Annotated in this window: 20 protein-coding genes and 1 pseudogene; 14 read left to right on the top strand and 7 right to left on the bottom strand. The window is 72.8% G+C overall.

Annotation, left to right across the window (positions count from 1 at the left end; all coding sequences use genetic code 11):
- The first annotated feature begins 115 nt into the window (after positions 1-115).
- Positions 116-565, top strand: coding sequence for a universal stress protein (locus AC3IYJ_RS34120; protein WP_489398360.1), 450 nt, complete (start codon positions 116-118; stop codon positions 563-565).
- Between the two features lie 114 nt (positions 566-679).
- Here the strand turns inward: AC3IYJ_RS34120 and AC3IYJ_RS34115 are convergent, their stop codons facing one another.
- Both AC3IYJ_RS34115 and AC3IYJ_RS34110 read right to left on the bottom strand, forming a co-directional pair.
- Complete coding sequence (locus AC3IYJ_RS34115; protein WP_489398359.1) at positions 680-1,630, bottom strand: serine/threonine dehydratase; 951 nt, start codon at positions 1,628-1,630, stop codon at positions 680-682.
- Positions 1,631-1,688: 58 nt separating this feature from the next.
- Positions 1,689-2,333, bottom strand: coding sequence for a TetR/AcrR family transcriptional regulator (locus AC3IYJ_RS34110; protein ID WP_489398358.1), 645 nt, complete (start codon positions 2,331-2,333; stop codon positions 1,689-1,691).
- 200 nt (positions 2,334-2,533) lie between these two features.
- On the opposite strand from AC3IYJ_RS34110, the gene AC3IYJ_RS34105 reads away from it, so the two are divergent.
- The 7 genes and pseudogenes from AC3IYJ_RS34105 to AC3IYJ_RS34075 all read left to right on the top strand — a co-directional run bounded on the left by AC3IYJ_RS34105 (position 2,534) and on the right by AC3IYJ_RS34075 (position 11,352).
- The gene (locus AC3IYJ_RS34105; protein WP_489398357.1) at positions 2,534-4,249 is read left to right on the top strand and encodes a ricin-type beta-trefoil lectin domain protein; all 1,716 of its coding nucleotides are present in this window, start codon (positions 2,534-2,536) and stop codon (positions 4,247-4,249) included.
- An 11-nt stretch (positions 4,250-4,260) separates the two neighbouring features.
- Complete coding sequence (locus tag AC3IYJ_RS34100; RefSeq protein ID WP_489398356.1) at positions 4,261-6,645, top strand: alpha-N-acetylglucosaminidase; 2,385 nt, start codon at positions 4,261-4,263, stop codon at positions 6,643-6,645.
- Positions 6,646-6,857: 212 nt separating this feature from the next.
- Positions 6,858-7,142, top strand: coding sequence for a hypothetical protein (locus AC3IYJ_RS34095; protein WP_489398355.1), 285 nt, complete (start codon positions 6,858-6,860; stop codon positions 7,140-7,142).
- Between the two features lie 58 nt (positions 7,143-7,200).
- Positions 7,201-8,157 (top strand): annotated as a pseudogene (locus AC3IYJ_RS34090) (oxygenase MpaB family protein); the annotation flags it as partial.
- A 104-nt stretch (positions 8,158-8,261) separates the two neighbouring features.
- A complete protein-coding gene (gene sigK, locus AC3IYJ_RS34085; protein ID WP_489398354.1) occupies positions 8,262-8,837 on the top strand; it encodes an ECF RNA polymerase sigma factor SigK in 576 nt (191 codons plus the stop codon).
- A 43-nt stretch (positions 8,838-8,880) separates the two neighbouring features.
- Positions 8,881-9,702, top strand: coding sequence for an anti-sigma factor (locus tag AC3IYJ_RS34080; RefSeq protein WP_489398353.1), 822 nt, complete (start codon positions 8,881-8,883; stop codon positions 9,700-9,702).
- A gap of 72 nt (positions 9,703-9,774) precedes the next feature.
- Positions 9,775-11,352, top strand: coding sequence for a molybdopterin-dependent oxidoreductase (locus AC3IYJ_RS34075; RefSeq protein WP_489398352.1), 1,578 nt, complete (start codon positions 9,775-9,777; stop codon positions 11,350-11,352).
- Positions 11,353-11,361: 9 nt separating this feature from the next.
- Here the strand turns inward: AC3IYJ_RS34075 and AC3IYJ_RS34070 are convergent, their stop codons facing one another.
- Together AC3IYJ_RS34070 and AC3IYJ_RS34065 are read right to left on the bottom strand one after the other, a co-directional pair.
- Positions 11,362-12,378 (bottom strand): metallophosphoesterase family protein, encoded by a 1,017-nt coding sequence (locus AC3IYJ_RS34070; RefSeq protein ID WP_489398351.1) that lies wholly within the window; start codon positions 12,376-12,378, stop codon positions 11,362-11,364.
- A complete protein-coding gene (locus AC3IYJ_RS34065; RefSeq protein WP_489398350.1) occupies positions 12,375-13,166 on the bottom strand; it encodes a hypothetical protein in 792 nt (263 codons plus the stop codon). Before AC3IYJ_RS34065 ends, AC3IYJ_RS34070 begins: the two co-directional genes overlap by 4 nt.
- Before the next feature lie 273 nt (positions 13,167-13,439).
- On the opposite strand from AC3IYJ_RS34065, the gene AC3IYJ_RS34060 reads away from it, so the two are divergent.
- A complete protein-coding gene (locus AC3IYJ_RS34060; RefSeq protein WP_489398349.1) occupies positions 13,440-13,613 on the top strand; it encodes a hypothetical protein in 174 nt (57 codons plus the stop codon).
- Positions 13,614-13,817: 204 nt separating this feature from the next.
- Complete coding sequence (locus tag AC3IYJ_RS34055) at positions 13,818-14,891, top strand: alpha/beta hydrolase (RefSeq protein ID WP_489398348.1); 1,074 nt, start codon at positions 13,818-13,820, stop codon at positions 14,889-14,891.
- 32 nt (positions 14,892-14,923) lie between these two features.
- Here the strand turns inward: AC3IYJ_RS34055 and AC3IYJ_RS34050 are convergent, their stop codons facing one another.
- Complete coding sequence (locus AC3IYJ_RS34050; protein WP_489398347.1) at positions 14,924-15,988, bottom strand: Lrp/AsnC family transcriptional regulator; 1,065 nt, start codon at positions 15,986-15,988, stop codon at positions 14,924-14,926.
- Between the two features lie 135 nt (positions 15,989-16,123).
- Here AC3IYJ_RS34050 and AC3IYJ_RS34045 point away from each other — a divergent pair, with 135 nt between their 5' ends.
- On the top strand, positions 16,124-17,332 hold the full coding sequence (locus AC3IYJ_RS34045) for a M20 metallopeptidase family protein (protein ID WP_489398346.1): 1,209 nt from the start codon (positions 16,124-16,126) through the stop codon (positions 17,330-17,332).
- A gap of 63 nt (positions 17,333-17,395) precedes the next feature.
- Here AC3IYJ_RS34045 and AC3IYJ_RS34040 read toward each other — a convergent pair whose 3' ends face one another.
- On the bottom strand, positions 17,396-18,640 hold the full coding sequence (locus tag AC3IYJ_RS34040) for a cytochrome P450 family protein (RefSeq protein ID WP_489398345.1): 1,245 nt from the start codon (positions 18,638-18,640) through the stop codon (positions 17,396-17,398).
- A gap of 161 nt (positions 18,641-18,801) precedes the next feature.
- On the opposite strand from AC3IYJ_RS34040, the gene AC3IYJ_RS34035 reads away from it, so the two are divergent.
- A complete protein-coding gene (locus AC3IYJ_RS34035; protein WP_489398344.1) occupies positions 18,802-19,725 on the top strand; it encodes an SDR family oxidoreductase in 924 nt (307 codons plus the stop codon).
- Between the two features lie 37 nt (positions 19,726-19,762).
- Here the strand turns inward: AC3IYJ_RS34035 and AC3IYJ_RS34030 are convergent, their stop codons facing one another.
- On the bottom strand, positions 19,763-20,539 hold the full coding sequence (locus AC3IYJ_RS34030; RefSeq protein ID WP_489398343.1) for a TetR/AcrR family transcriptional regulator: 777 nt from the start codon (positions 20,537-20,539) through the stop codon (positions 19,763-19,765).
- Positions 20,540-20,634: 95 nt separating this feature from the next.
- On the opposite strand from AC3IYJ_RS34030, the gene AC3IYJ_RS34025 reads away from it, so the two are divergent.
- Together AC3IYJ_RS34025 and AC3IYJ_RS34020 are read left to right on the top strand one after the other, a co-directional pair.
- On the top strand, positions 20,635-21,042 hold the full coding sequence (locus tag AC3IYJ_RS34025; protein ID WP_489398342.1) for a VOC family protein: 408 nt from the start codon (positions 20,635-20,637) through the stop codon (positions 21,040-21,042).
- A gap of 11 nt (positions 21,043-21,053) precedes the next feature.
- Positions 21,054-23,348: an ATP-binding cassette domain-containing protein gene (locus AC3IYJ_RS34020; protein WP_489398341.1), complete on the top strand. Its 2,295-nt coding sequence runs from the start codon at positions 21,054-21,056 to the stop codon at positions 23,346-23,348.
- The last annotated feature ends 11 nt before the right edge of the window (positions 23,349-23,359 follow it).

Genomic DNA, 23,359 nt, shown 5'->3' with positions numbered 1-23,359 from the left:
GGACGCTGTTCTCCAAAGTCTCGGATGCGCGCAACGATCGTCGTTCGAGGTCAGTGGGGGTGAGGCGTGTATACAGGATAAGAACGATCATTCGGACGAATTGTGAGGAACCATCGTGAGCCAGAACATCGAGCCCCTGATCGTCGTCGGCGTGGACGGTTCGAACCATTCCAAGCAGGCCCTGCGCTGGGCGGTCGGCCAGGCCAAGGCCATCGGCGGCCGGGTGCACGCCGTCATGAGCTGGGAATGGAACACCAATCCCTTCGGCATCAGCGCCACCGAGCAGGACGAGCTGGTCCACGCCGAGGACGCCGCCCGGCAGAAGCTCGCCGACACCGTGGCCGAGGCGGTCGGCACGTCCCCGGGCGTTCCGGTCTTCCGCCGCGTGGAGCAGGGCTCGCCCGCGCAGGTGCTCGTCGAGGCCTCGAAGGAAGCGGCACTGACGGTAGTCGGCACCCGCGGCTACGGCGGCATCAAGGGCGCGCTGCTGGGTTCGGTGAGCCAGCAGGTGGTCCAGTACGCGGCGAGCACGGTCGTCGTGGTCCGCGAGGACGCCTCCGCCTGAGCAACGCGGGGCCCCTGAAGACCTCCGTTGACCTGCGCGGACCCGCGCGACCCGCGGTCCGGCCCCGGATCGGCCCCGGATCGGCCATGGCCGGGGCCAGGCCGCCCAGGCGCCTCAGGAAGCCGCGCGCCCCAGGTCCCCCGGATCGGTGTTCGCGCCGCACAGCACCACCGCGACGCGTTCCCCCGGCCGCCGCGGAGCCACTCGCACCGCCGCCAGCGCGGTGGCCGCTGCCGCCTCGACCACGATGCGGTGCTCCTCCCACAGCGCACGCCGGGCTTCGACGATCGCCGAGTCCGGGACCAGGACGGACTCCGCGTTCTTCTGCTGCACGGCGGCCAGCGCGTCGGCGGAGACCCGGGTCGCCCCCAGCGAGTCGGCGGCCACCGAGTCGACGGGGACGTCGACGAGCCGGCCCGCTTCGAGCGCCGCGTTCAGGGCCCGGCAGTTCTCCGGCTCGGCAGCGATCACCCGTACGCCGTGTTCCCGCGCGGCGGTGGCGATCCCGGCGAACAGCCCGCCGCCGCCGACCGCGACGACCACCGTGTCCAGGCCGGGCAGGGCGGCGCGGATCTCGTCGAGCAGGGTTCCGGCGCCCGCCGCGATGAGCGGGTGGTCGTACGCGTGGCTGCTCAGGGCCCCGCCCGCGGCGGCGAACTCCCGGCAGGCGTCGAGGGCTTCGGCGTACCGCTCGCCCACGAGCCGTACGTCGGCCCCGTAGGCCCGCAGCCGCTCCACCTTCACGCGCGGGGCGCCGACCGGCAGGAACACGGTGGCGGGCACGGACTCGGCGCGGGCCGCCCAGGCGCAGGCGAGTCCGGCGTTGCCGCCGGAGGCGATGGTGACCCCGGCGTCGGGGAGGGTCCCGGCGGCGCGGTGGGCGGCGAGGAAGTTGCGGGCGCCGCGGGCCTTGAAGGAGCCGGTGTGCTGGAGGTACTCCAGGGCGTACGAGATCCCGTCGCCCGCCGGTATCACCGTGACGGGCCGTACCGCCCCGGCGATCCGCTCGGCGGCCACGCGGACGGCGCCGTAGTCGAGGGACACCGCTTCGAGCTGCTGTTCCATGAACTCACTCCTCGTATCGGGCGGAACGGGCGGACCGGGGAAACCCGGGGCGGCCCCCTCAGCCGGTGGCGGGCCGGGCCGCCTCGATCAGCTGGCGCAGGGCGCCGTAGTACACCTCGTGGTCGGTCAGCGCGGGCAGTACGTCGGCCAGTCCGCCCGAGAGCACGGGGAACTCGGCGGGGTCCAGGGCGGCCAGCGCCCCGCGCGAGGCGGCGGTGGCCGCGGCCGGGTCCCGGTGGTCGACGAAGGCGGCGCTGCCGAGCGTCAGCAGGTACATCCGGCGGTAGACGGTCATCGCTTCGCCGGGACTCATCCCGGCGGCGACGCTGTCGGCGAGTGCGGGCTCGACGAGCCGTGCCAGCAGCTGCCGCCCGAGCCAGGGCCGGCCGCCGCGCAGGATCAGCAGCCCGGGGTGGGCCGCGAGCAGCCGGTAGAGGGCGCCGAACCGCTGCTCGGTGGCCTCCGCCCAGCCGGTGCCCGCGGGGATCTCGGGCAGCTGCGCGGCGAGGTGCTCGGTGCAGAGGTCGAGCAGCCCGGCGAGGTCGGTGCAGCGACGCTGGACGGTGGCGTGCGAGACCTCCAGCCGGTCGGCGAGGGCGCGGAAACTGAGCGCGGCGGGGCCCTGCTCGTCGAGGATCCGCAGGGCGGCGGCGGCGATTGCCCCAGGCGTCGCACGGTCCAGGGCGGCTGATCTTCTCGGCATGAGATACATCGTATCAGCCATCGACACATACAGTGTCACTGTCAGCGTCACGTACGACGTATCAACCCCATGGCGTGACGCCGACTACACCCATATTGCTGGTCATTGAGCGATAACCCTCGACTTATGTTGACAGCGGGTAGTCACACCGCTGCACTGAGCGCGCCACAGCCCCACGTCCCCCACGTCAAGGAGACTCCGTGCCGCCTCGTCTGCGTGCGTCGCTCCCCTGTCTGACCGCGGCCGCCCTGCTCGCCCTCGCGCTCTCCCCCGCGCCCGCGACGGCGGAGCCGACCGCGACCTCGGACGCCCCGCTCGCGCTCACCCCGCCCATGGGATGGAACAACTGGGCGCACTACATGTGCGACATCGACGAGGCCAAGGTCGTGGCGAACGCGAACGCGCTCGTCTCCACCGGCCTCGCCGCCAAGGGCTACGACACGGTCACCATCGACGACTGCTGGATGACCAGGAGCCGGAACGCGAACGGCGACCTCGTCGTCGACACGGAGAAGTTCCCGCACGGCATGGCCTGGCTGGGCGACTACCTGCACGCCAGGAAGCTGAAGTTCGGCATCTACCAGGACGTCGGCCACCTCACCTGCGAGCGCTACCCCGGCAGCGGCTCCCCGGAGGGCGGCGGGCCGGACCACTACGCCCGCGACGTCCGGCAGTTCGCCTCCTGGGAGGTCGATTACGTCAAGATGGACGGCTGCAATCTGTGGGTGCCCCCGGGCATGACCAAGGAGCAGGCCTACCGGGACGCCTACAACTCCGTCGCCGGGGCGATGCGCGACAGCGGCCGGAACATGGTGCTGTCCGCCTCCGCGCCCGCCTACTTCCAGCAGGGCGAATGGGGCGGCTCCGACTGGCACAAGGTCATCGACTGGGTCGGCGAGACCGGTCAGCTGTGGCGCGAGGGCCGCGACATCAAGGTCTACAAGCCCTCCGCACCGGACACCTCCCGGTGGAGCTCGGTCATGGGCAACTACGGGTACAACCGCTGGCTCGGCCGGTACGCGGGCCCCGGCAACTGGAACGACCCCGACTTCCTGATCGCCGGCGCCCCCGGGCTCACCGCCGCGGAGAGCCGCAGCCAGGTCGGCCTGTGGGCCATGATGGCCGCGCCGTTCATCCTGTCCTCGCAGGTCTCCGAGATCGGCGCGGACGGGCTCGCCGCCCTCGGCAACACCGACATGATCGCGCTGGACCAGGACCCGATGGGCCGTCAGGGCTCGGTGGTCTCCTCGAACGCCACCTTCGACATCCTGGTGCGCCCGCTCGCCGACGGGGACCGTGCCGTGGCCGTCCTCAACCGGTCCGCCGCGGCCCGCGACATCCGCGTCCCGCTCGACGAGATCGGGCTGGCGTCCTGCACCGTCACCGCGAAGAACCTGTGGAACGGGAAGCGCCAGGAGGTCTCGGACGCGCTGACCGGGAAGCTGGCCGCACACGACACCGCCGTCTGGAGGCTGACCCCGGGGGCCGACTGCGCCCCGGCCGTGCCCACCGGCCAGATCGCCGGCCAGGGTTCGGGCCAGGGAGCCGCCTGCGCCGACGGGGCGAACACCACCGGCGTCGGCGCCGTGGTGATGGGCGCCTGCACCGGCGCTCCCGACCAGCGCTGGACCGTGGGCCGGGACGGCAGCCTGGGCCTGGCCGGCACATGCCTGTCCGCGGGCGCCGACGGCCTCGTGGAGCTGGCCCGCTGCGCCTCCACCGACCGGCGGCGCGAGCCGGGGCAGAGCTGGACGCCGCGGCGCGACGGAGCCCTCGTCGAGGACGCGAGCGGGCTCTGCCTGACCGCGCCCGCCCCCGCGGCCACCCCGGCCGACCCCGGCGCCCCCGCCGAGCGGCTGCGGCTGGCCGCCTGCGGCGACCACAGGGTCGACCAGGCCTGGGCCCTGCCGGTCTGACGGCCGCGCACTTGAGCGAGCAGACCGCGCACCCCGAACCTCCCGCCACCACCACCCAGACGAGGACGACGCACATGTCCCGCCCGATCCCCCGGCCCCGCCCGGCCGGGCGGGCACGCCGCCGGGTCACCCTGGCCGCGCTGCCCGCAGCCCTGCTCACCCTCACGGTCGCCGGGGCCGCCCCCGGAGCGACGGCCCCGGTGGCCCCCGTACCGGCCGCGGCGCCGCATGCCGTACGGGACCACGCGCCGGGGACACCCCGGCCGCGGGCCTTCGACGCCGCCCCGGCACGGGCCGCCCTGGAGCGGCTGCTGCCGCACCACGCCCGGCAGTTCACGCTGGTGCCCGACCCCGCCGCGTCCCCCGGGAACGGCCGCGCCGGGGCCGGGGCCGACACCTTCACCGTCTCCGGAACCGCCGGCGCGATCACCGTCCGGGGGTCCACCGGCGCCACCCTGCTGACCGGTGTCGGCTGGTACCTCCAGCACATCGCCGGCGCGGACATCGGCTGGCCCGGCGACAGCATCGGCATGCTGCCCGACGAACTGCCCGCGGTGCCCGCCCCCGTCACCCGCAGCGCACAGGTACCGCACCGGTACGCGCTCAACGACACCGACGACGGCTACTCGGGCCCGTACCGCACCTTCGAGCAGCACCAGCGCCAGATCGACCTGCTCGCCCTGCACGGCATCAACGAGGTGTTCGTCCAGGCCGGCGCCGAATACCCCTACTACCGGGCGCTCCAGCGCTTCGGCTACACCGCCGAAGAGCTGCGGGAGTGGATCCCGGGTCCCGGCCACCAGAGCTGGTGGCTGCTGCAGAACCTCAGCGGCTTCGGCGGACCGGTCACCGAGCAGCTGATGCGCGGGCGGGCCGAGCTGGGCGGCAGGATCGCCGAGCAGCTGCGCGACCTGGGCATGACGCCGGTGCTGCCCGGCTACTTCGGCACCGTGCCGCCGGGCTTCGCCGAGCGCAACGCGGGCGCGGTGACGGTGCCGCAGGGCGTCTGGGCGGGCTTCGGCCGGCCGGACTGGCTGGACCCCTCCTCCCCGGCCTTCGCGAAGCTGGCCGCCGACTACTACGCCGAGCAGCGTGCGGTGTTCGGGGACAGCGCGATGTACCGGATGAGCCCGCTGCACGAGGGCGGGCAGACCGGCTCGGTCGATGTGAAGGCGGCCGCCGGGGCGGTCCAGCAGGCCCTGTGGGCGGCCCATCCGGGCGCTCTGTGGGCGGTGCTGGGCTGGCAGGACGATCCGACCAAGGAGCTCCTCGCCGGGGTGGACACCTCGAAGCTGCTCATCCTGGACGGGCTGTCCGACCGGTACAACCGCCTCGACCGGGAAGCCACTTGGGGCGGCGCCCCGTACGCGATGGGCACGATCTACAACTTCGGCGGGCACACGACGACCGGCGCGAACACCTCGGTCTGGACCGACCGGTTCAAGGCCTGGCGCGCGAAGAGCGACAGTGCGCTGACCGGCATCGCCTACCTCCCGGAGGCCACCGGAACCAACCCGGCGGCCTTCGACCTCTTCACGGACCTGGCGTGGGAGCAGAACCCCGTCGACCAGAAGAAGTGGTTCGCCGACTTCGCCGGGCGGCGCTACGGCCGCCCGGACGCGGCGGCCTCGGCGGCGTGGGAGGAGCTGCGCAAGGGCCCGTACAGCACCTCTTCGGGGCTGTGGTCGGAGTCCCAGGACAGCCTGTTCTCGGCCCGCCCGAGCCTGACGGTGACAGGGGCGGCCCACTGGAGTCCCAAGTCCATGCGCTATCCGGCGGGTTCGGTGCGCCGGGCGCTGGACCAGCTGCTCAAGGTGGATCCGCGACTGCGCGGCTCCAGCGCGTACCGGTTCGACCTGGTCGACACCGCCCGGCAGGCCCTCGCCAACCACTCGCGGGTGCTGCTGCCGCGCATCAAGGCGGCCTACGAGGCCCGAGACCTGACCCTGTTCCGCGAGCTGACCGCCGAATGGGCTCACCGTGAGCAGCAGTTGGACGAGCTCATCGGATCGGATCCGAACTTCCTGCTCGGCCCCTGGCTGTCGGCGGCACGCGCGCACGGGGCGGACCGGGCCGAGCAGGACCGGTACGAGTACGACGCCCGCTCGATCCTGAGCGTGTGGGGCCGGCAGAGCAGCAGCGAGGGCGGCTTCCTGCACGACTACGCGAACCGCGAATGGAGCGGCTTGGTATCGGAGTTGTACGCGCGCCGATGGTCCTCCTACTTCGCTTCGCTGGAGGAAGCCCTGGTGCGGCGGGCGGCGCCGAGGGCCATCGACTGGCACTCCTTCGAGGAGCGGTGGGCGCGGCTCACCACCCGCCATGCGGACCGGCCCAGCGGCGATCCGTACACCCTGGCCGCCCGGATCGCGGACACCCTGCCCGCCGTCAAATGACCTACCGGACGGTGCCCGGCGGTGAACCGCGGACATCGTGAACCTCACCCTCCCGTGGGAACCTTCCCACCCTCGCGAGGGAATGTTCCGCCGACGGCCCACCCGGTTGGCCGGGTACTGGGTTGACTCGCAGGGAAGTTGATCAGGGGCGGCCGCCGGAGGGATCCGGCGGCCGCCCCTTGCGATGCCGCCCCGCCGGAAGGACGCCAGCCTTGCCCGAAGCCGACCCGGACCGGCCCTCCGTAACCCTGGAGCTGCTGACGCTCCTCGCCGCCGGAGCCGCCGATCTCGCCACCGACCAGTTACGCCAGTCCGCGGACCGGGCCCAGGACACCCTGCGCCGCTCCGACCTGCGGGAGCTGATCACCGACGGGGTGGTGGAGCTGCGCAAGCGCGGGGAGATCGACACCCGCCGGGCGGGCGCACCGGGCCTGGAGAACTACCTCGAAACCATGGCCCGCCGGGCCGCCGAGAGGGCCGGCCATCCCCGCGCCTGACCACGCCGCCCCCGGCCGCACCCGATACCAGTGCCAATGCCGTATCCCACGACCGGCCCTGCCGCCGGGCTGGGTCGACTGGGACGTCATGGAGCAGGCCCGGCTGTTCTTCATGGACAACGCGGCCCACATCAACACCGGCCTGTCCTTCGCAGCGATGCCCGTGACCTACGCCGTACCGCGGATGGCCCGGCTGCTCTCCTCGACGCACTCGCTCGCGTACCCCTCGCGCCGGATGGCCAACACCGGCCAGTTCGTGGCGTACTTGATGCGCGGCGACGCCTTCGCGCAGGACAGCCGGTTCATCCCGGCCGCCCAGAAGGTGCGCCTGCTGCACGCGGCGGTCCGCCACCACCTGAGCGAGGGCGGCCACTGGGACGTGGAGCGGCACGGGCTGCCCATCTGCCAGGAGGACATGATCGCCGGATTCGGCATGTTCTCGCTCCTGGTGCTGGACGCGATGCACCGGCTCGGCTTGCACATGAGCGAGGAGGGCGCCGAGGCGTACTTCTACGCGTGGCGGGTCGTGGCCGCCGTCCTGGGCTGCGACATGTCCGCCGTCCCCGCGACCCTCACCGAATGCCGCGCCTACCTCGACCTCTACCTGACGCGCCACCTCGGCCCCTCCCCCGAAGGAGTCCACCTCAACGCCCAGCTGATGCAGCTGTACGAGGACGTGGTCCCCGGCACCCTCCTCGACCCACTGGTGCCCGCGACCATCCGCTACCTCGTCGGCGATACCCTCGCCGGCTGGCTGGAGGTCCCGCGCGGACCCTGGGACACCGCGGCGCGGGCGGTCCCGGTGTTCATCGGGCTGCTGGAGACCATCGAGGACGGCGGTCCGCTCGCCGAGTGGGCCCTGGACAAGGCGGGCTCGCTGCTCGCCGGGTTCGAACTGCCCGCGCTGACCCGGGGCCGGGTGATGCACCACGCGATCCCCGAGGACCTCAAGCCCCACTTCGGGGTGAAGGCGCCCCGGCCGGGCCGGTGGGTCCCGCCGACGCCCGTCCACTGAGCCGCGGCGCGGACTACGGCCAATCCGGTGGCCCGAGGGCTACGAATCGATGACAAGGCGTGCGGCTACGGAGGAATGCCGGTGGATCGCGGAGGATCGGTGCCGTGGACGAACTGACCCGGGCCGAGGAGAGCGAGCGCCTGTCCGTCCTGCTCGGCCGGGTCGCCGAGGGGGACGAGGCGGCGTTCGTCTCCGTGTACGAGGCGGTGAGCGGGTCCGTACTGGGGGTGGCGCACGCCGTACTGCGGGACCGCGCCCAGGCCGAGGAGGTGGCCCAGGAGGTGCTCGTCGAGGTGTGGCGCACCGCCGGACGCTACCGCGCCGACCGCGGCTCGGTGCGCACCTGGGTGCTGACGATGGCCCACCGCCGTGCGGTGGACCGGGTCCGGTCCGTCCAGGCCTCGACCGACCGGGAGCGCCGGGCGGCCCGGCTGGAGGCCGCGCTGCCGGAGTTCGACGAGGTCAGCGAGGCGGCGATCGACCAGGAGGAGCGCGAACGGGTCCGGCGCTGCCTGTCCTCGCTGACCGAGATCCAGCGCCAGTCGGTGAGCCTGGCCTACTACCGGGGCCTGACGTGCAGCGAGGTGGCGCAGACGTTGTCGGTGCCGCTCGGTACCGTGAAGACGAGGCTCCGGGACGGCCTGTTGCGGCTGCGCGCCTGTCTCGGCGTTTCGACATGATCAGGCAGAGGGGCTTGAGCTGGCAGAGCGGGGTGAGCGGCGGATGAGCGTGCACGAGGAGACCGGGGCGTACGTCCTGGACGCGCTGGCCCCGGCCGAGCGGGCCGCCTTCGAGGCCCATCTGGAGTCCTGTCCGGAGTGTGCCCGCGAGGTGCGGGACTTCGCGGCCACGGCGGCCCTCCTGGCCCGGGCCGTCGCCGTGGAGCCCCCGCCGGAGCTCCGCGAGGCGGTGCTGCGCCGCATCCGCGCGGAAGGCACCGCGGAGCCCGGGACGGCCCAGCACCCGACAGCGCAGCACCCGAGCACCCAGCACCCGACCACCGGGAGCCCGACCGCCCGGCACCGGGCCCCGGCAGCCGTACGGCCCCCCGCACGCCGCCCCTGGCTGCGCTGGGCCCTGGCGGCCTGCCTCGCGGCCGCGGCCGGGCTCGGCGGGGTCGCGGCCTGGCAGTACCAGCGGGCCGACGAAGCCCAGCAGTCCGCGCACCGGGCACAGGCCGGGGCCGAGGCGCTGGCCGCGGTGCTCACCGCCCCCGATGCCCGGCTGGTCAGCGGCCGGGCGGCCGACGGCGCGACGGGCACGGTGGTGGTCTCCCGGGACCGGGACCGGGCGGTGTTCGTGGCCTCCGGGATGCCGTCGCCGCCGGCCGGGCGGGTCTACCAGATGTGGTTCGCCGACCCGGCGGGTTCCATGCGCCCGGCGGGGCTGCTGGATCCGGCCCGGCCGGGCGCTCCGGCGCTGCTGGCCGGAGCCGTCGGCGCGGCCACCGGGGTCGGGGTCACCCTGGAACCGGCGGGCGGATCGGCGGCGCCGACGACGCGGCCGCTGATGCTGCTGGCGCTTCCGGCGCGCGGGGCCTCGTAGCGCGCCCGGATCCCACCCGGACCCCACCCTCACGCGAGGAATCAGACCAAACCGGTCAGGCGGTGATTCCGAATGGTTGATGTGAAGACCGACCCGGGGCGTCCGAGGCGGTACTGGCTCGGCGCCGTCAGTGGACTGCTCGCCGCGTTCGCCGGACTGGCTCTGGCGGAACTGGCCGCGGCGGTCGTCCGGCCCGAGGCGGCCCCGCTCACCGCGGTCGGCGGGGCCGTGGTGGACCGTACCCCCGCCGCCCTCAAGGAGTGGGCGGTCCGCCAGTTCGGGACCGACGACAAGCTGGTCCTGACCCTCGGGACCGTCGTCGTGCTTGCCGCGATCGCGGTGGCGGCCGGGCTGCTGGCCGTACGACACCTGCCCGCGGGCATCGCGCTCGCGGCCTCCTTCGGCGTGGTCGGGGCGGCCGCCGCGCTCGGTCGGCCGGAGTCGGCCTGGAAGGACGCGCTGCCCTCCCTGGCGGGCGGACTCGCCGCCGCCGGAGTGCTGTACCTGCTGGTCACCGCCTTGCGGAGGCCGGCTCCCGGTCCGGCTGCGGGCGGACTGGACCGGCGGGGCTTCGGCCGCCTCGTGGTGGCCACCGTGGTCCTCTCGGCCGGAGTCGGCTACGCCGGGCGCCGACTCGGTGCCTACGGCTCGGCGGGGGCCACGGCCTCCCGGGCCGACTTCGCCCTGCCCCCTCCCGCCGTCCCGGCGCCGCCGGTGCCGGCCGGGGCGGATCTGCGGATCCCCGGGATCTCCCGCTTCGTCACTCCGAACAAGGACTTCTACCGCGTGGACACCGCCCTGGTCGTCCCGCGTGTGGACGCAGACACCTGGCGGCTGCGCATCCATGGGGACGGAGTCGCCAGGCCCCTCACCCTCGGTCTTCGGGAGCTGCTCGCCCGTCCGCTGGTCGAGCACGACATCACCCTCACGTGCGTGTCCAACGAGGTCGGCGGCCCGTACGCGGGCAACGCCCGCTGGCTCGGCGTACGCCTCGCCGATCTGTTGCGCGAGGCCGCGGTCCGGCCGCCTTCTCAGGGCGGTCCGGCCGACCAGCTGGTGGCGCGTTCGGTGGACGGGATGACTCTCGGCACCCCTGTCGAGGCCGTGATGGACGGCCGGGACGCGCTGCTGGCCGTCGGGATGAACGGCGAGCCGCTCCCCTTCCAGCACGGTTTCCCCGTACGCATGGTCGTGCCGGGCCTGTACGGGTACGTCTCCGCGTGCAAGTGGCTGCGCGAGCTGCGGCTGACCACCTTCGCAGCGTACGACGCGTACTGGGTGCGCCGGTCGTGGGCCGCGCGGGCGCCGGTCAAGACCCAGTCGCGCATCGACACCCCGCGCGCCTTCGCCGAGCTCGCCGCGGGCCGCGTCGCGGTCGCCGGGGTGGCGTGGGCGCAGCACCGGGGCATCGCGCGGGTGGAGGTACGGGTGGACGCGGGCCCCTGGCACGAGGCCCGGCTCGGCGAAGCGGACGGGGACGACACGTGGCGCCAGTGGGTGTGGCCGTGGGAGGCGTCGCCCGGCCGGCACACCCTGGAGGTCCGGGCCACGGACCGCACGGGCGCCGTGCAGACCGGGGAACGCGCGGGATCCGTCCCCGACGGGGCGACCGGGTGGCACTCGGTGTCCGTGTCGGTGTCGGGGCGGTAGCGGTAGCGGTCAGTGCGCCGGGGCGTCCTGCGCGGGGCAGACCATGGCGGCCGGTCCCGCCAGTGCGCGGGCCGTGCGCAGCAGGTCCGCGGGCGTGGCGGCGCTGAGGGTCCAGACGACGGCGCCGCCTGCGGGCGGCTCCGGGACGGCCGCGAACCTGGCCCGCAGCTCGGCCTCGACGGTCGCGGGGTCCGGGCCCGGATCCGGGAGGTGCAGGGTCTCGTAGCGCACCGGGGCGGTGTCCACCTGCCGGATCCGGATCCCGGTGCGGCCGGTGCCGGCGGTGTCCCCGGCGCCGTCGGCGGCCCCGATCAGCAGCTCGGTGAATCCGCGGCCGCCCGGCTCGCCGGGGCCCCGGGAGTGGGAGTTGCCCGGGTAGACCGCGAGCGCGGCCGTGTTGTCCGGGACCACCCGGTGGTGGACGTGGCCGAGCGCCCAGTAGTCGTAGCCGGCCCGCTCCAGGGTCCGCGGGTCGGTCGGTGCGCAGATCCGGCGGCTCCAGGACCCGTCCAGGCTGGTGTGCAGCAGCCCTATGTTCACGGTGCCGGGGACCCGGCGCGGATATCCGGCGGCCAGGTCGCGCCGCTCGTCGGGGTCGGCCACGGACTGGCCGTGGACGGTGATGCCGAGGCCGGTCCAGGACACGGACTCGGGGGCGTCGGAGCCGAGCCAGCACACGGACGGCGGGAGGTGGAGCTTGTGCGGCAGCGGGGTCTCCGCGTCGTGGTTGCCCGAGACCACCACCGTGCGCAGGCCCGCCTCGTGGAAGGCGCCGAGCGCGTCCTGGCAGGCGGCCAGCGCCCGGGCGTCGGTGTGGCGCCGGTCGAAGACGTCCCCGGCGACGAGCACCCCGTGGTAGCCGCCCCCGGTGATCCGGAGCACGGCCGCGCGCAGGGCCTCGTACGGGGCCTCGTGCGGGTCTATCGCGGGCGCCCCCGGGTAGTGCACCAGCCCGCGCAGGGTGGACCCTATGTGCAGGTCGGCCAGGTGTGCCAGGCGTATCGGACCGGGCGCGGACACCTTCACCGGCCCAGGATGAGGTCGGTCTTGAAGGCGTCCCGCTCCAGGAGCCAGCCCTCGGCCCGGAGCTTGCCCATCAGGTCGGAGCGCAGCTGGACGGCTTCCTTCAGGGTGCGCGCCTTGGCCGTGATCTCGGTGAACCAGGTCAGTTCCCCGGACGCGGTCCGCAGTCGGCTGACTTGTGTCTCCATCGCATGATCGAGCATGCGACCAGGATAGTTGGCCTGCCTGACCGGACCGTGGAGACGGGATGAAGCGGTGACGGACTCCGCCCAACCGACCGGTTTCGCACCCCACTTGGCGAGCTTTCCGGGAAGCCGGTCCAGAACGAGGGCGCGGGATGCTTCGAGGCCGGGGAGCTCGCCGGGGGCCAGGCCCGGGACCGGTCGGCACTTCTTGTTGGTGAAGTCGACGGTGGCGCGGGTGTGGCTGAGATTCACCTGGACGCCGTAACTGCAGTCGCCGACACCGAGGTTGTGTCCGCCGGCCAGGTCCATCACCCGTCGCACGGCGGCCGGTTCGGCGCCGTCGCCTTCGATGTCGAAGCGGGCCTTGTAGGCGAGGCGGATCCGGTTCTCGTCGTCGTGGCGCCGGATGCGGACGATCCAGCCCTGGCCGTTGAGGCTCTGCCCGGCATCGTCCATGTACTGGGCCACCTCGACCCGGCCGGGCGCACCGAGACAGAGCCCGGCGGAGGCGGCCTCGGTGGGCAGGCCGTCGGCGTCGAGCACCTGGTCCGGGTCGAGCAGGAGCTTGACCTGGTAGACGGCGCGCGCCGAGGACAGGGAGGACACCCTGGCCCGCGGTCCGGAGTGGATCCGGCGATTCGTTGCTTTCGGCGTTTTCCGCATATCCCCGTCGATCATGCCTCATACGACACCAGCGCGTACGAAACCTCCGGAACCGCGGTGGTGAACAGGCGGTGAATCTACCGCAGGCCCAAGGTCCTGACCTGCAAGGTCGTCCGACCCGTGCAGTAGGGATCTTCGCCGCACGTTCACACCGAATGAAGATCATGGATTGTGAATGCATTCACAAGATCCCGGCAACGGACAAAGGCGCACGTCATGACCACTCTCCTCACCCCTCCCGACAAGATCACCACAGCCGGTGCGGGCAACAGCCCGACCAAGGGCGCGAACAACAGTGCGACCGACACCACACCCGCCCTGGCGGCCCGCACCGCCCTCTCCGCACTCCGCGTCCTGGTCGCCTGGACCTTCCCGTCTCGTGCGCGATGATGATGGGCTTCATGTGGCTCGTCACGATGCTGCCGGCGACCAACCCCCCTCACCGACGTCTGACTCCGGGCCCGGCCGCCGGGCCCCGCACCACCCGCTCGACACGGCACGCGCCGCCCCTTCCCGGGGCGGCGCGTACCCCGGATCTGACGTATTGTCTGGAATTCTCTGTCCCAGTCGTCCCGTACGTCAGGAGCCGGCGCAGTGGAGCTGACCAGTACGTCGTTCCTCGTCACGCTGATCGTCGTCACCGTGCTGGCCATGCTCGCCGCGCTGCTCCTGTGGAACCGGATCCCGGGGCCGGGCTTCGTGCGCTGGCCGGTCCGGCTGCTGATGATCGCCGTGTGCCAGCTCACCGCCATCTGCGTCGTGGCCACCTGGATCAACGGCAGCTACGGGCTCTACTCCTCCTGGGACGACCTGCTGGGCACCGACACCGGGCAGAACGATTCCGCCATGACCGGCCCGCCGCTGGGCCGGGCCAAGTTCACCCAGGGCGACGACGGCACGCGCACCACCTACTTCCGCGGCTCCCACTCCAAGCTCGCGGGCCAGGTCATCGTGTGGACTCCCCCGGAGTACGACGCACCGGGCGCCGCGAAGACCCGGTTCCCCGTACTGGTGCTGCTGCACGGCTACCCGGGCTCACCGCGCAGCTGGATGGACCTCGGCAACATGCCCGCAGCTCTGCAACAGCTCGTCCAGCTGGGCGCGGCGCACCCCTTCATCCTGGTGATCCCGGAGCTGTACCCCGGTGGGGTGAACACCGACTGCACCGACACCCCGCAGCGCAAGGTGGCCAGCTGGCTCGCGCAGGACGTGCCGGACCTCGTCTCCAAGAACTTCCGCACCCTCCCCGAGCCCAAGGGCTGGGGGCTGATGGGCATCTCGACCGGGGCCTTCTGCGCGGCCAAGCTGCCGCTGCAGTACCCGAAGGTGTTCCGGGCCGGCGCGGCCCTGGACCCGGATCCGCTGACCGGGGACCCCGACGTGCTGGCTGATCCGCTGCTGCGGGAGCGCAACAGTCCGATGTGGCTGGTCGAGCACGCGAAGAACTCGGACGTCGGCCTGTTCCTGGCCACCTCCGCGCAGGACAAGGACAGCCCCGTACGCCAGCTGAGCGCCTTCGCCAAGGCCGCCGAGGGCTCCGGGGTCCGGGTCAAGACCCTGATCCGGCCCCAGGGCGGGCACAACTTCCAGACCTGGATCGGGATGTACCCGGACGCACTGGGCTGGCTGAGCTCGGAGATCTCCCCGCCCGCGCCGCCCCCCGTATGACCGGGGCCCCGCACCGCTCGGTCCTCGGGCGGTCAGGCCCACGGGTCGAGCGGGACCGAAGCCGTACGGAAACCCCGCTGGTCCAGGAGCTGTCCGCCGAGTTTGACCGTCCAGAGGGTGATCGCGCGGTCGGTGATGGCGATGCCCGGGGCACGCTCGGCCACCCGGGCCTCGAAGCGGTGGGCGTCCTCGACCGAGCGGACCCAGCCGACGACCAGGAGGTTGTCCCGGCCGGTGACGGCCGCGCACAGCCTGACCTCGCGCATGCCGGTGACCGCGCGGGCGGCGCGGGCGAGTTCGAGGGGCGGGGCCTGGGCCCAGAGCAGGGCCGCGACGGGCCATTGCGAGAGCGGGCGGGCGACTTCGCAGCGGGCATGGAGGCGTCCGGTGGCGATCAGCCGGGTCGTGCGGCGGCGGATCGTGTCGGGGGCGGCGCCGAGCCGCTCGGCGAGCGCCGTGTAGGAGGCCCGGCCGTCCACCGACAGCGCCACGCAGATCCGGCGGTCCAGTTCGGTGACGGCGCCGGGGGCCGACGGGCGGGCCCGGGGCTCGGTGCGCGCGGTGAGCCGTCGGATCTGTTCGGGGTCCAGCGAGCGCAGCCGCCAGCGGCTGCCCTCGGTGTGGATGGCGCCGGCCAGGTGCGTGCGGCTCGCGGTGATGTCGGGCAGGGAACCGAGTACGTCGGTCACCCAGTGGGAGAGCGCCGCGAGGTCAGCCGCATGCACGGTCAGCAGCAGGTCGCGGGCTCCGGTGACGTGCTCTACCGTGAAAACCAGTGGCTCCGCCGAGAGCGCCTCGGCGGCGCGCAGGAGACCGCCGTTGACGCAGTCGACCTCGATGAAGGCGACGCAGCCGGACGTGCCTTCCAGCATGGGCGGGCCGGCGTAGCAGGCGACCCAGGCGGCGCCCGCGTCGTGGAGACGCTGCCAGCGGCGGGCGAGGGTGACCGCGTCCACCCCGAGGACGGGGGCCAGGACGCTCCAGCTCGCGCGCGGGGCGATCTGCAGAGCATGGACGAGGGCCTGGTCGAGGGCGTCGAGGGTGTTCACCGGGTCCGCTCGACCGGTCGTCCGCGACGGGCTGCCGTTTTCCTGCATCGCTGGTGATTCCTTGCGGTTTTCCTGCGATCCGGGCCGGATCACCTCACCGGCCACCAGTGTGGCAGCCGGATCGGCCGGTTCGGCGATCCGGTCCCCACCGTCTCTCGCGACGCACAGGAGGTGTCCGCCGTCATGACCACCGCGGAACGTGCCCTTGAACTCCAGGACGAGCTGGTCCGGCTGCGCCGGTCCCTGCACCAGGAGCCCGAGCTCGGACTGGATCTGCCCCGTACCCAGGAGAAGGTGCTGCAGGCCCTGGACGGGCTGCCGCTGGAGATCAGCCTCGGCAAGGGCCTGACCTCGGTCACCGCCGTCCTGCGGGGCGGCCGCCCCGGCGGGGCCGTCCTGCTGCGCGGGGACATGGACGCGCTGCCGGTCCAGGAGGCCAGCGGCGAGGAGTTCACCTCCCGGATCGACGGCCGGATGCACGGCTGCGGCCACGATCTGCACACGGCAGGGCTGGTCGGCGCGGCCCGGCTGCTGGCGGAGCGCCGCGAATCCCTCGACGGGGACGTCGTCTTCATGTTCCAGCCGGGCGAAGAGGGCTTCAACGGCGCCGGGTTGATGATCGACGAGGGCGTCCTCGGCGCGGCCGGCAAGCCCCTGGACGCGGCCTACGCCCTGCACGTCACCGCCAGCATGCTGCTCCCCGGCCAGTTCGCCGGCCGCCCGGGACCCACGCTCGCCGCCTCCGACACGTTCGTCGTCAAGGTCACCGGACTCGGCGGCCACGGTTCCGCCCCGCACTCGGCCAAGGACCCGGTCCCGGCTGTCTGCGAGATGGTGACCGCCCTGCAGACGTACGTCACCCGGCGCTTCGACATCTTCGACCCGGTCGTGGTGACCGTGGGCAGCCTGCACGCCGGCACCCAGGAGAACGTGATCCCGGAGAGCGCCGAATTCCGCGCGACCGTCCGCTCGTACTCCGCCGCCAGCCAGGACCGGCTCCGCACCGGGCTCCCGCGCCTGGTCGAGGGCATAGCGTTCGCGCACGGCCTGGAGGTGGAGGCCGACTACCAGGTGCACTACCCCGTCACCGTCAACGACCCGGAGGAGGCCGGCTTCGCCCTGCGCACCGCCACGGAGCTGTTCGGCGAGGAGGCTCTGATCCTGCCGCAGCCGCTGTCCGGTTCCGAGGACTTCTCCCTCGTACTGCAGAACGTGCCCGGGGCCATGCTGTTCCTCGGCGCGACTCCCGAGGGCGTGGACCCGCTGACGGCTCCGATGAACCACGCGCCGCAGTCCCGGTTCACCGACTCCGTGCTGCACCGGCAGGCGGCGTTGCTGACCGAACTGGCCGTCACCCGCCTCGCGGCCACGGCCGCCGTCCCCGCGACCTGACGGGAGGCCGGGGCGCCGGCCCTCATCGCCCCGCGGGGCCGGCGCCCGGGTCGTCCTACGCGCTCACTCCCGTACCAGGCGGACCGGCAGCTTCTCGACGCTGTTGCCGATGAAGCTGCGCTGGTGCGGGAGTTCGGCCTCGGGGACTGCCAGGTCGAGGTCCGGGAATCGGGTGAAGAGGGCTTCGAGGGCGATCGTGGCCTCCAGCCGGGCGAGCGGGGCTCCGACGCAGTAGTGGGCGCCGTGGCCGAAGGAGAGGCTGCGGGCCGCGGTGGGGCGGGTGACGTCGAAGCGGTCGGCGTCCGGGCCGTGGAAGGCCTCGTCGCGGCCGGCCGCCGTGTACCCGGCGAGGACCGGGGTGCCCTGCGGGATCACGGTCCCGTCCACGGTCACGTCGCGGGTCGGGTAGCGGAACGGGAACCAGCTGACGGGGCCGTCGAAGCGCAGGGTCTCGTCGACCACGTCCGACCAGCTCGCCTTCCCCCCCAGCACCAGCGCGAGCTGGTCGCGGTGGGTGCACAGCGCCCGGACCGCGTTGCTGATGAGGTTGAGCGTGGTCTCGTGGCCCGCGACGAGCATCAGCCGCATGGTGCCGATGAGTTCGGCCTCGCTGAGCCGGTCGCCGTCCCCCTCGCGGGCGGCTATCAGCGCGCTCGTCAGGTCCTCGCCCGGATCCGCCCGGCGGGCGGCGGCGATCGTGCCGAGCAGCTCGACGAGTTCCCGTACGGCCGCCATTACCTCGGCCGGGGTGGTGTCGGTCGCGATGATGACGGTGTTGGACAGCGTGTGCAGTCGCCCCCGGTGCTCGGGGTCCACTCCGAGGAGCTCGCAGATCACGCTCATCGGGAGCGGCAGCGCGAAGTGCGTGCGCAAGTCGGCCGTCCCGTCCGGGGATTCGGCCGCCGCCCGATGCAGATCGTCCAACAGCTCGGCCGTCAGCTCCTCGACGCGGGGCCGCAGCCGCTCCACCTGGCGGACCGTGAAGGCATTGCCGACGAGCGAGCGCAGCCTGCGGTGGTCCGCGTCGTCGGCGGTGTGCATGCCCTGGGCATTGGCGAAGACGCGCAGCGGCCAGTCCTTGGCGATGGTGCCGTCGTGCAGGGCCGGGAAGTGCCGGGCGTCCTTGGCCACATCGGGGTGACCGAGGAACTCCTTGAGCGCCTCGTGGCCGAGGACGACCGCCCCGGGCACTCCGCCGGGCAGGACCACTTCGGCTACGGCGCCCTGGGCGCGCAGCCGGGCGTTGAGGGCGTGCGGGCAGCCGCCGGCGGGGTCGATGACGTACGCGCTTGCGTGATCGGGGGACAAGCCTGATCTCCTGACGATGTGGACGAACCTCGGCCAACAGTGCGGGTTGGGGGGCGGGTTGTTCAAGCCCGCTCGCGTCCCGTCTCACAATCGGGTCCGGGGCGGCCCGGCCGCGCCGTGTCGCCCCGGCCGTCGCGCGCACGCCCCGTAGGGTCGAGGCCATGACTCAAGCACAAGGAACCCTCGAAGGCAGGGTCGCCCTGGTGGCCGGAGCCACCCGGGGCGCGGGCCGGGGCATCGCGGTGGAACTGGGGGCCCGGGGCGCGACCGTGTACGTGAGCGGGCGCAGCACGCGGGGCCGGCGCTCGGAGTACGACCGGCCCGAGACGATCGAGGAGACGGCCGAGCTGGTCACGGCGGCGGGCGGACGGGGCATCGCGGTGGTCGCGGACCACCTGGTGCCCGCGCAGGTGGAGGCGCTGGTCGGGCGGATCGACGCCGAGCAGGGCCGCCTCGACGTACTGGTCAACGACATCTGGGGCGGCGAGCGGCTCTTCGAGTGGGAGAGCACGGTCTGGGAGCACGATCTGGACAACGGGCTGCGGCTGTTGCGGCTGGCGGTGGAGACCCACGCCGTCACCAGCCACTACGCGCTGCCGCTGCTGCTGCGCCGACCGGGCGGACTGGTCGTGGAGATGACGGACGGCACGGCGGAGTACAACGCGAGCCGCTACCGGAACTCCTTCTTCTACGACATCGCCAAATCGTCGGTGCTGCGCATGGCGTTCACCCTCGGCCACGAGGTGGGCCCGCGCGGGGCGACGGCGGTGGCCCTGACCCCGGGCTGGATGCGCTCGGAGATCATGCTCGACACCTTCGGCGTCTCCGAGGCCAATTGGCGGGACGCCCTGGAGAAGGTCCCGCACTTCTGCATCTCGGAGACCCCGTCCTACGTCGGCCGCGCGGTCGCGGCGCTGGCCGGCGACCCGGAGGTGTCCCGCTGGAACGGGCAGTCGCTCTCCAGCGGGCAGCTCGCCGGGGTCTACGGCTTCACGGATCTCGACGGCAGTCGGCCGGACGCCTGGCGTTACATGGTCGAGGTCCAGGACCCGGACCACCCGGCGGACGCCTCCGGCTACCGCTGAGAGCGGTCCGGCTGCCGCCGAACCCGGCCCGGCCCGGCTACCCCGCCCGCTCCCCCTGCTCCGCCCGCTCCACGATCCGGGCCAGCCCGTCGAGGAGGCAGCGCAGACCGAAGTCCCACACGGTCCCGGGGCTGTACCCGCCCACCGCGCTGCCGACCCGGCCGGCGAGGGGGTAGCGCTCGGGGTCCATGGCCCGTTCCAGCAGGGGCGCGCTGGCGGCCCACCAGTCCTCGTCGCTCTGGCGGGCGTTGTGGTCCGCGGTGTCGGCGGCGGCCAGGGCGTTGGCGTGGACGAAGCCGAGGAGGTGGGTGAGGGCGGCGTCCATCTCCACGTCGGTGAGCCCGATGCCCTCGAAGGCGGCGAGCTCGTGTTCGTACTTGCCGATCACCCCCGGGCCCAGCGGGGGGCGGGTGACGGACAGGTCGGCGATCCACGGATGCCGCAGGAACAGCGCACGGTTCTCGTCGGCGACGCGGGTGACCTTCTCGCGCCAGGATCCGGCCGTCGGGGAGGGCGCGCCGCGCTCCATGGCCCCGTAGGCCTCGTCGAGCATCAGGTCGAGGAGTTCGGCCTTGCCGGGGACGTAGGTGTAGACGGTCATGGGCGTGACGCCGAGCCGCTGGGCGAGCGCCCGCATGGTCAGTGCGGCCAGCCCCTCCTCGTCGGCGAGGGCGATCGCGGCGCCGACGACGGCATCGACCGTCAGCCCCTGCCGGGGGCCGCGGCGGCCGCTCGGGGCCCCCTGTCCCGGTTCGCGCCACAGCAGTTCAAGGGTGCGGACGGGGTCGCCCGCCCCACTGCGGTCCTTCGCCATTCCGGGCCCCTTCCGCAGGCTCGCGCATTAACTCTCTACGCCGTACAGAATACTATGTACAATATAACTTCGAGACACGGTAACAGGAGGAGCCCATGCGGATCACCAGCACCGCCATATGCCTGACCGTCGAGGAGGTCACGGCCTCCGCCACCTTCCTGAACAGGCACTTCGGCTTCGAGGAGACGATGGCGGCCGAAGGCTTCGCCTCCCTCACCCACCCCGACGGCCCGCACGTCGTCTTCGTTCGGCGCGGCCTGGAGGTCCTGCCCGAAGGGCTCCGCGAGCAGTGCGCGGCCGGGGCGATCCTCGCGTTCACCGTCGCCGACCTGCCCGCCGAGTACGAACGGCTGCGCGCGGAGGGCGTCACCATCGCGATGGAGCCGCGCGTGGAGCCCTGGGGCGAGCGCGTGTTCCTGGTCGCCGACCCGAACGGCGTGATCATCGAACTGGTCGACTGGGTCGACGCCCCGGCCGCCGCGACCACCGCCGACGACAAGTGAGGACGGCCCCGTTGAACCGCGCTTCGAACCCCGCCCCGAACCCCGCCTCGCACCCCGCCGACAGTCATCAGGTCATCCGGATCCGGGGCGCCCGGGAGAACAACCTCGCGGACCTCTCGCTCGACATCCCCAAGCGCCGCCTGACCGTCTTCACGGGCGTCTCCGGCTCCGGGAAGTCCTCGCTCGTCTTCGGCACCATCGCCGCCGAATCGCAGCGCATGATCAACGAGACGTACACGGCCTTCATCCAGTCGTTCATGCCGAGCCTGGGCCGGCCGGACGTGGACGGCCTGCACAACCTGAGCGCGGCCATCGTCGTCGACCAGGAGCGGATGGGCGCGGGCTCCCGCTCCACCGTGGGCACGGCCACCGACGCCTACACGATGCTGCGGATCGTCTTCTCCCGGCTCGGCACCCCGCACATCGGCACCTCCAGCGCCTTCAGCTTCAACACCCCCGAAGGCATGTGCCCCCGCTGCGAGGGCATCGGACAGGTCTCCGACATCGACGTGGACCAGCTCGTCGACCGCGAACTCTCCATCAACGAGGGCGCGATCACCGTCCCCGGTTTCGCCGTGGACTCCTGGTACTGGCAGATCATGGCCAACTCCGGCTTCTACTCCCCCGACACCAAGCTCAAGGACTTCACCGAGGGCGAGTGGGCCGACTTCCTCCACAAGGCCCCGGTGAAGGTCAAGGTCGGCTCCAACAACTTCACCTACGAGGGGCTGATCGCCAAGATCAGCCGGACCTACCTCGCCAAGGACCGCGAGTCCATGCAGTCCCACATCCGGGCCTTCGTGGACCGCGCCGTGGTCTTCGCCGACTGCCCGGACTGCCGGGGCACCCGGCTGGCCGCCGCCGCACTCACCTCCCGCATCAACGGGTCGAACATCGCCGACTGTTCGGCGATGCAGATCAGCGACCTCGCCGCCTTCGCCGCCGGAATCGACGACCCCGGCGTCGCTCCGGTGGTCGCGGGCCTGCGCGGGCTGCTCGACTCCCTCGTCGAGATCGGGCTCGGCTACCTCAGCCTGGACCGCCCCTCCGGCACCCTGTCGGGCGGGGAGGCCCAGCGGGTCAAGATGGTCCGGCACCTCGGATCCTCGCTCACCGACATCACGTACGTCTTCGACGAGCCGACCACCGGTCTGCACCCGCACGACATCCGACGCATGAACGACCTGCTGCTGCGGCTGCGCGACAAGGGCAACACCGTGCTGGTCGTGGAGCACAAGCCCGAGGTCATCGCGATCGCCGACCACGTCGTGGACCTCGGACCGGGCGCCGGAACGGCCGGCGGCCGGCTCTGCTACAGCGGGGACGTGGCCGGGCTGCGCGCCTCGGACACCCTCACCGGGCGCCACCTCGAACACCGGGCGGGACTCAAGGAGTCGGTGCGCGTCGCGCGGGGACAGCTGTCCGTCAAGGGCGCCGACCTGCACAACCTCAAGGACGTCTGCGTGGACGTCCCGCTGGGCGTACTGGCGGTGGTCACCGGGGTCGCGGGCTCCGGCAAGAGCTCGCTGATCCACGGCTACCTGGCGGGCCGGGACGGGGTGGTGGTGGCCGACCAGTCCCCCATCCGCGGTTCGCGCCGCTCCAACCCGGCCACGTACACCGGCCTGCTGAACCCGATCCGGACCGCCTTCGCCAAGGCCAACGGGGTCAAGGCGGCGCTGTTCAGCGCGAATTCGGAAGGCGCCTGCCAGCACTGCAACGGCCTCGGGCTGGTCTACACGGACCTGGCGATGATGGCGGGCGTGGCTTCGGTCTGCGAGCAGTGCGAGGGCAAGCGGTTCACGCCCGAGGTGCTCACCTACCTCCTGCGCGGCAAGAACATCAGCGAGGTGCTGGACATGCCGGTCGCGGAGGCCCACGAGTTCTTCGCCACCGGCCAGTCACGGGCGATCCTGGGACGGCTCGCCGACGTGGGGCTGGGGTACCTGCGGCTCGGACAGCCGCTCAACACCCTTTCGGGCGGGGAGCGTCAGCGGCTCAAGCTCGCTATCAGCATGGCGGAGAAGTCCTCCACCTACATCCTGGACGAGCCGACGACCGGGCTGCACATGGCCGATGTGGACAAGCTGCTCGCGCTGCTGGACCGGCTGGTCGACGACGGGAACTCGGTCATCGTCATCGAGCACCACCAGGCGGTCATGGCGCACGCCGACTGGCTGATCGACATCGGTCCGGGCGGCGGCCACTCGGGCGGACAGGTGGTCTTCGAGGGGACCCCGGCGAAGCTGGTCGCCGAGGCGGACACCCTGACCGCCCGTCATCTGCGGGAGTACGTGGCCTCGTAGGAGCACCCGCG

This window comes from Streptomyces sp. GL_140 (genome assembly GCF_057834465.1).
This window is presented reverse-complemented; position numbering and strand designations above follow the sequence as displayed.

What these genes read in the sequence shown, in the direction of transcription:
- AC3IYJ_RS34050 (WP_489398347.1), bottom strand. Translation starts at nt 15,988, where the DNA reads ATGCAGGAAAACGGCAGCCCGTCGCGGACGACCGGTCGAGCGGACCCG.
- AC3IYJ_RS34035 (WP_489398344.1), top strand. Translation starts at nt 18,802, where the DNA reads ATGACTCAAGCACAAGGAACCCTCGAAGGCAGGGTCGCCCTGGTGGCC.
- AC3IYJ_RS34075 (WP_489398352.1), top strand. Translation starts at nt 9,775, where the DNA reads ATGGTTGATGTGAAGACCGACCCGGGGCGTCCGAGGCGGTACTGGCTC.
- AC3IYJ_RS34110 (WP_489398358.1), bottom strand. Translation starts at nt 2,333, where the DNA reads ATGCCGAGAAGATCAGCCGCCCTGGACCGTGCGACGCCTGGGGCAATC.
- AC3IYJ_RS34080 (WP_489398353.1), top strand. Translation starts at nt 8,881, where the DNA reads ATGAGCGTGCACGAGGAGACCGGGGCGTACGTCCTGGACGCGCTGGCC.
- AC3IYJ_RS34030 (WP_489398343.1), bottom strand. Translation starts at nt 20,539, where the DNA reads ATGGCGAAGGACCGCAGTGGGGCGGGCGACCCCGTCCGCACCCTTGAA.
- AC3IYJ_RS34025 (WP_489398342.1), top strand. Translation starts at nt 20,635, where the DNA reads ATGCGGATCACCAGCACCGCCATATGCCTGACCGTCGAGGAGGTCACG.
- AC3IYJ_RS34045 (WP_489398346.1), top strand. Translation starts at nt 16,124, where the DNA reads ATGACCACCGCGGAACGTGCCCTTGAACTCCAGGACGAGCTGGTCCGG.
- AC3IYJ_RS34115 (WP_489398359.1), bottom strand. Translation starts at nt 1,630, where the DNA reads ATGGAACAGCAGCTCGAAGCGGTGTCCCTCGACTACGGCGCCGTCCGC.
- AC3IYJ_RS34060 (WP_489398349.1), top strand. Translation starts at nt 13,440, where the DNA reads ATGACCACTCTCCTCACCCCTCCCGACAAGATCACCACAGCCGGTGCG.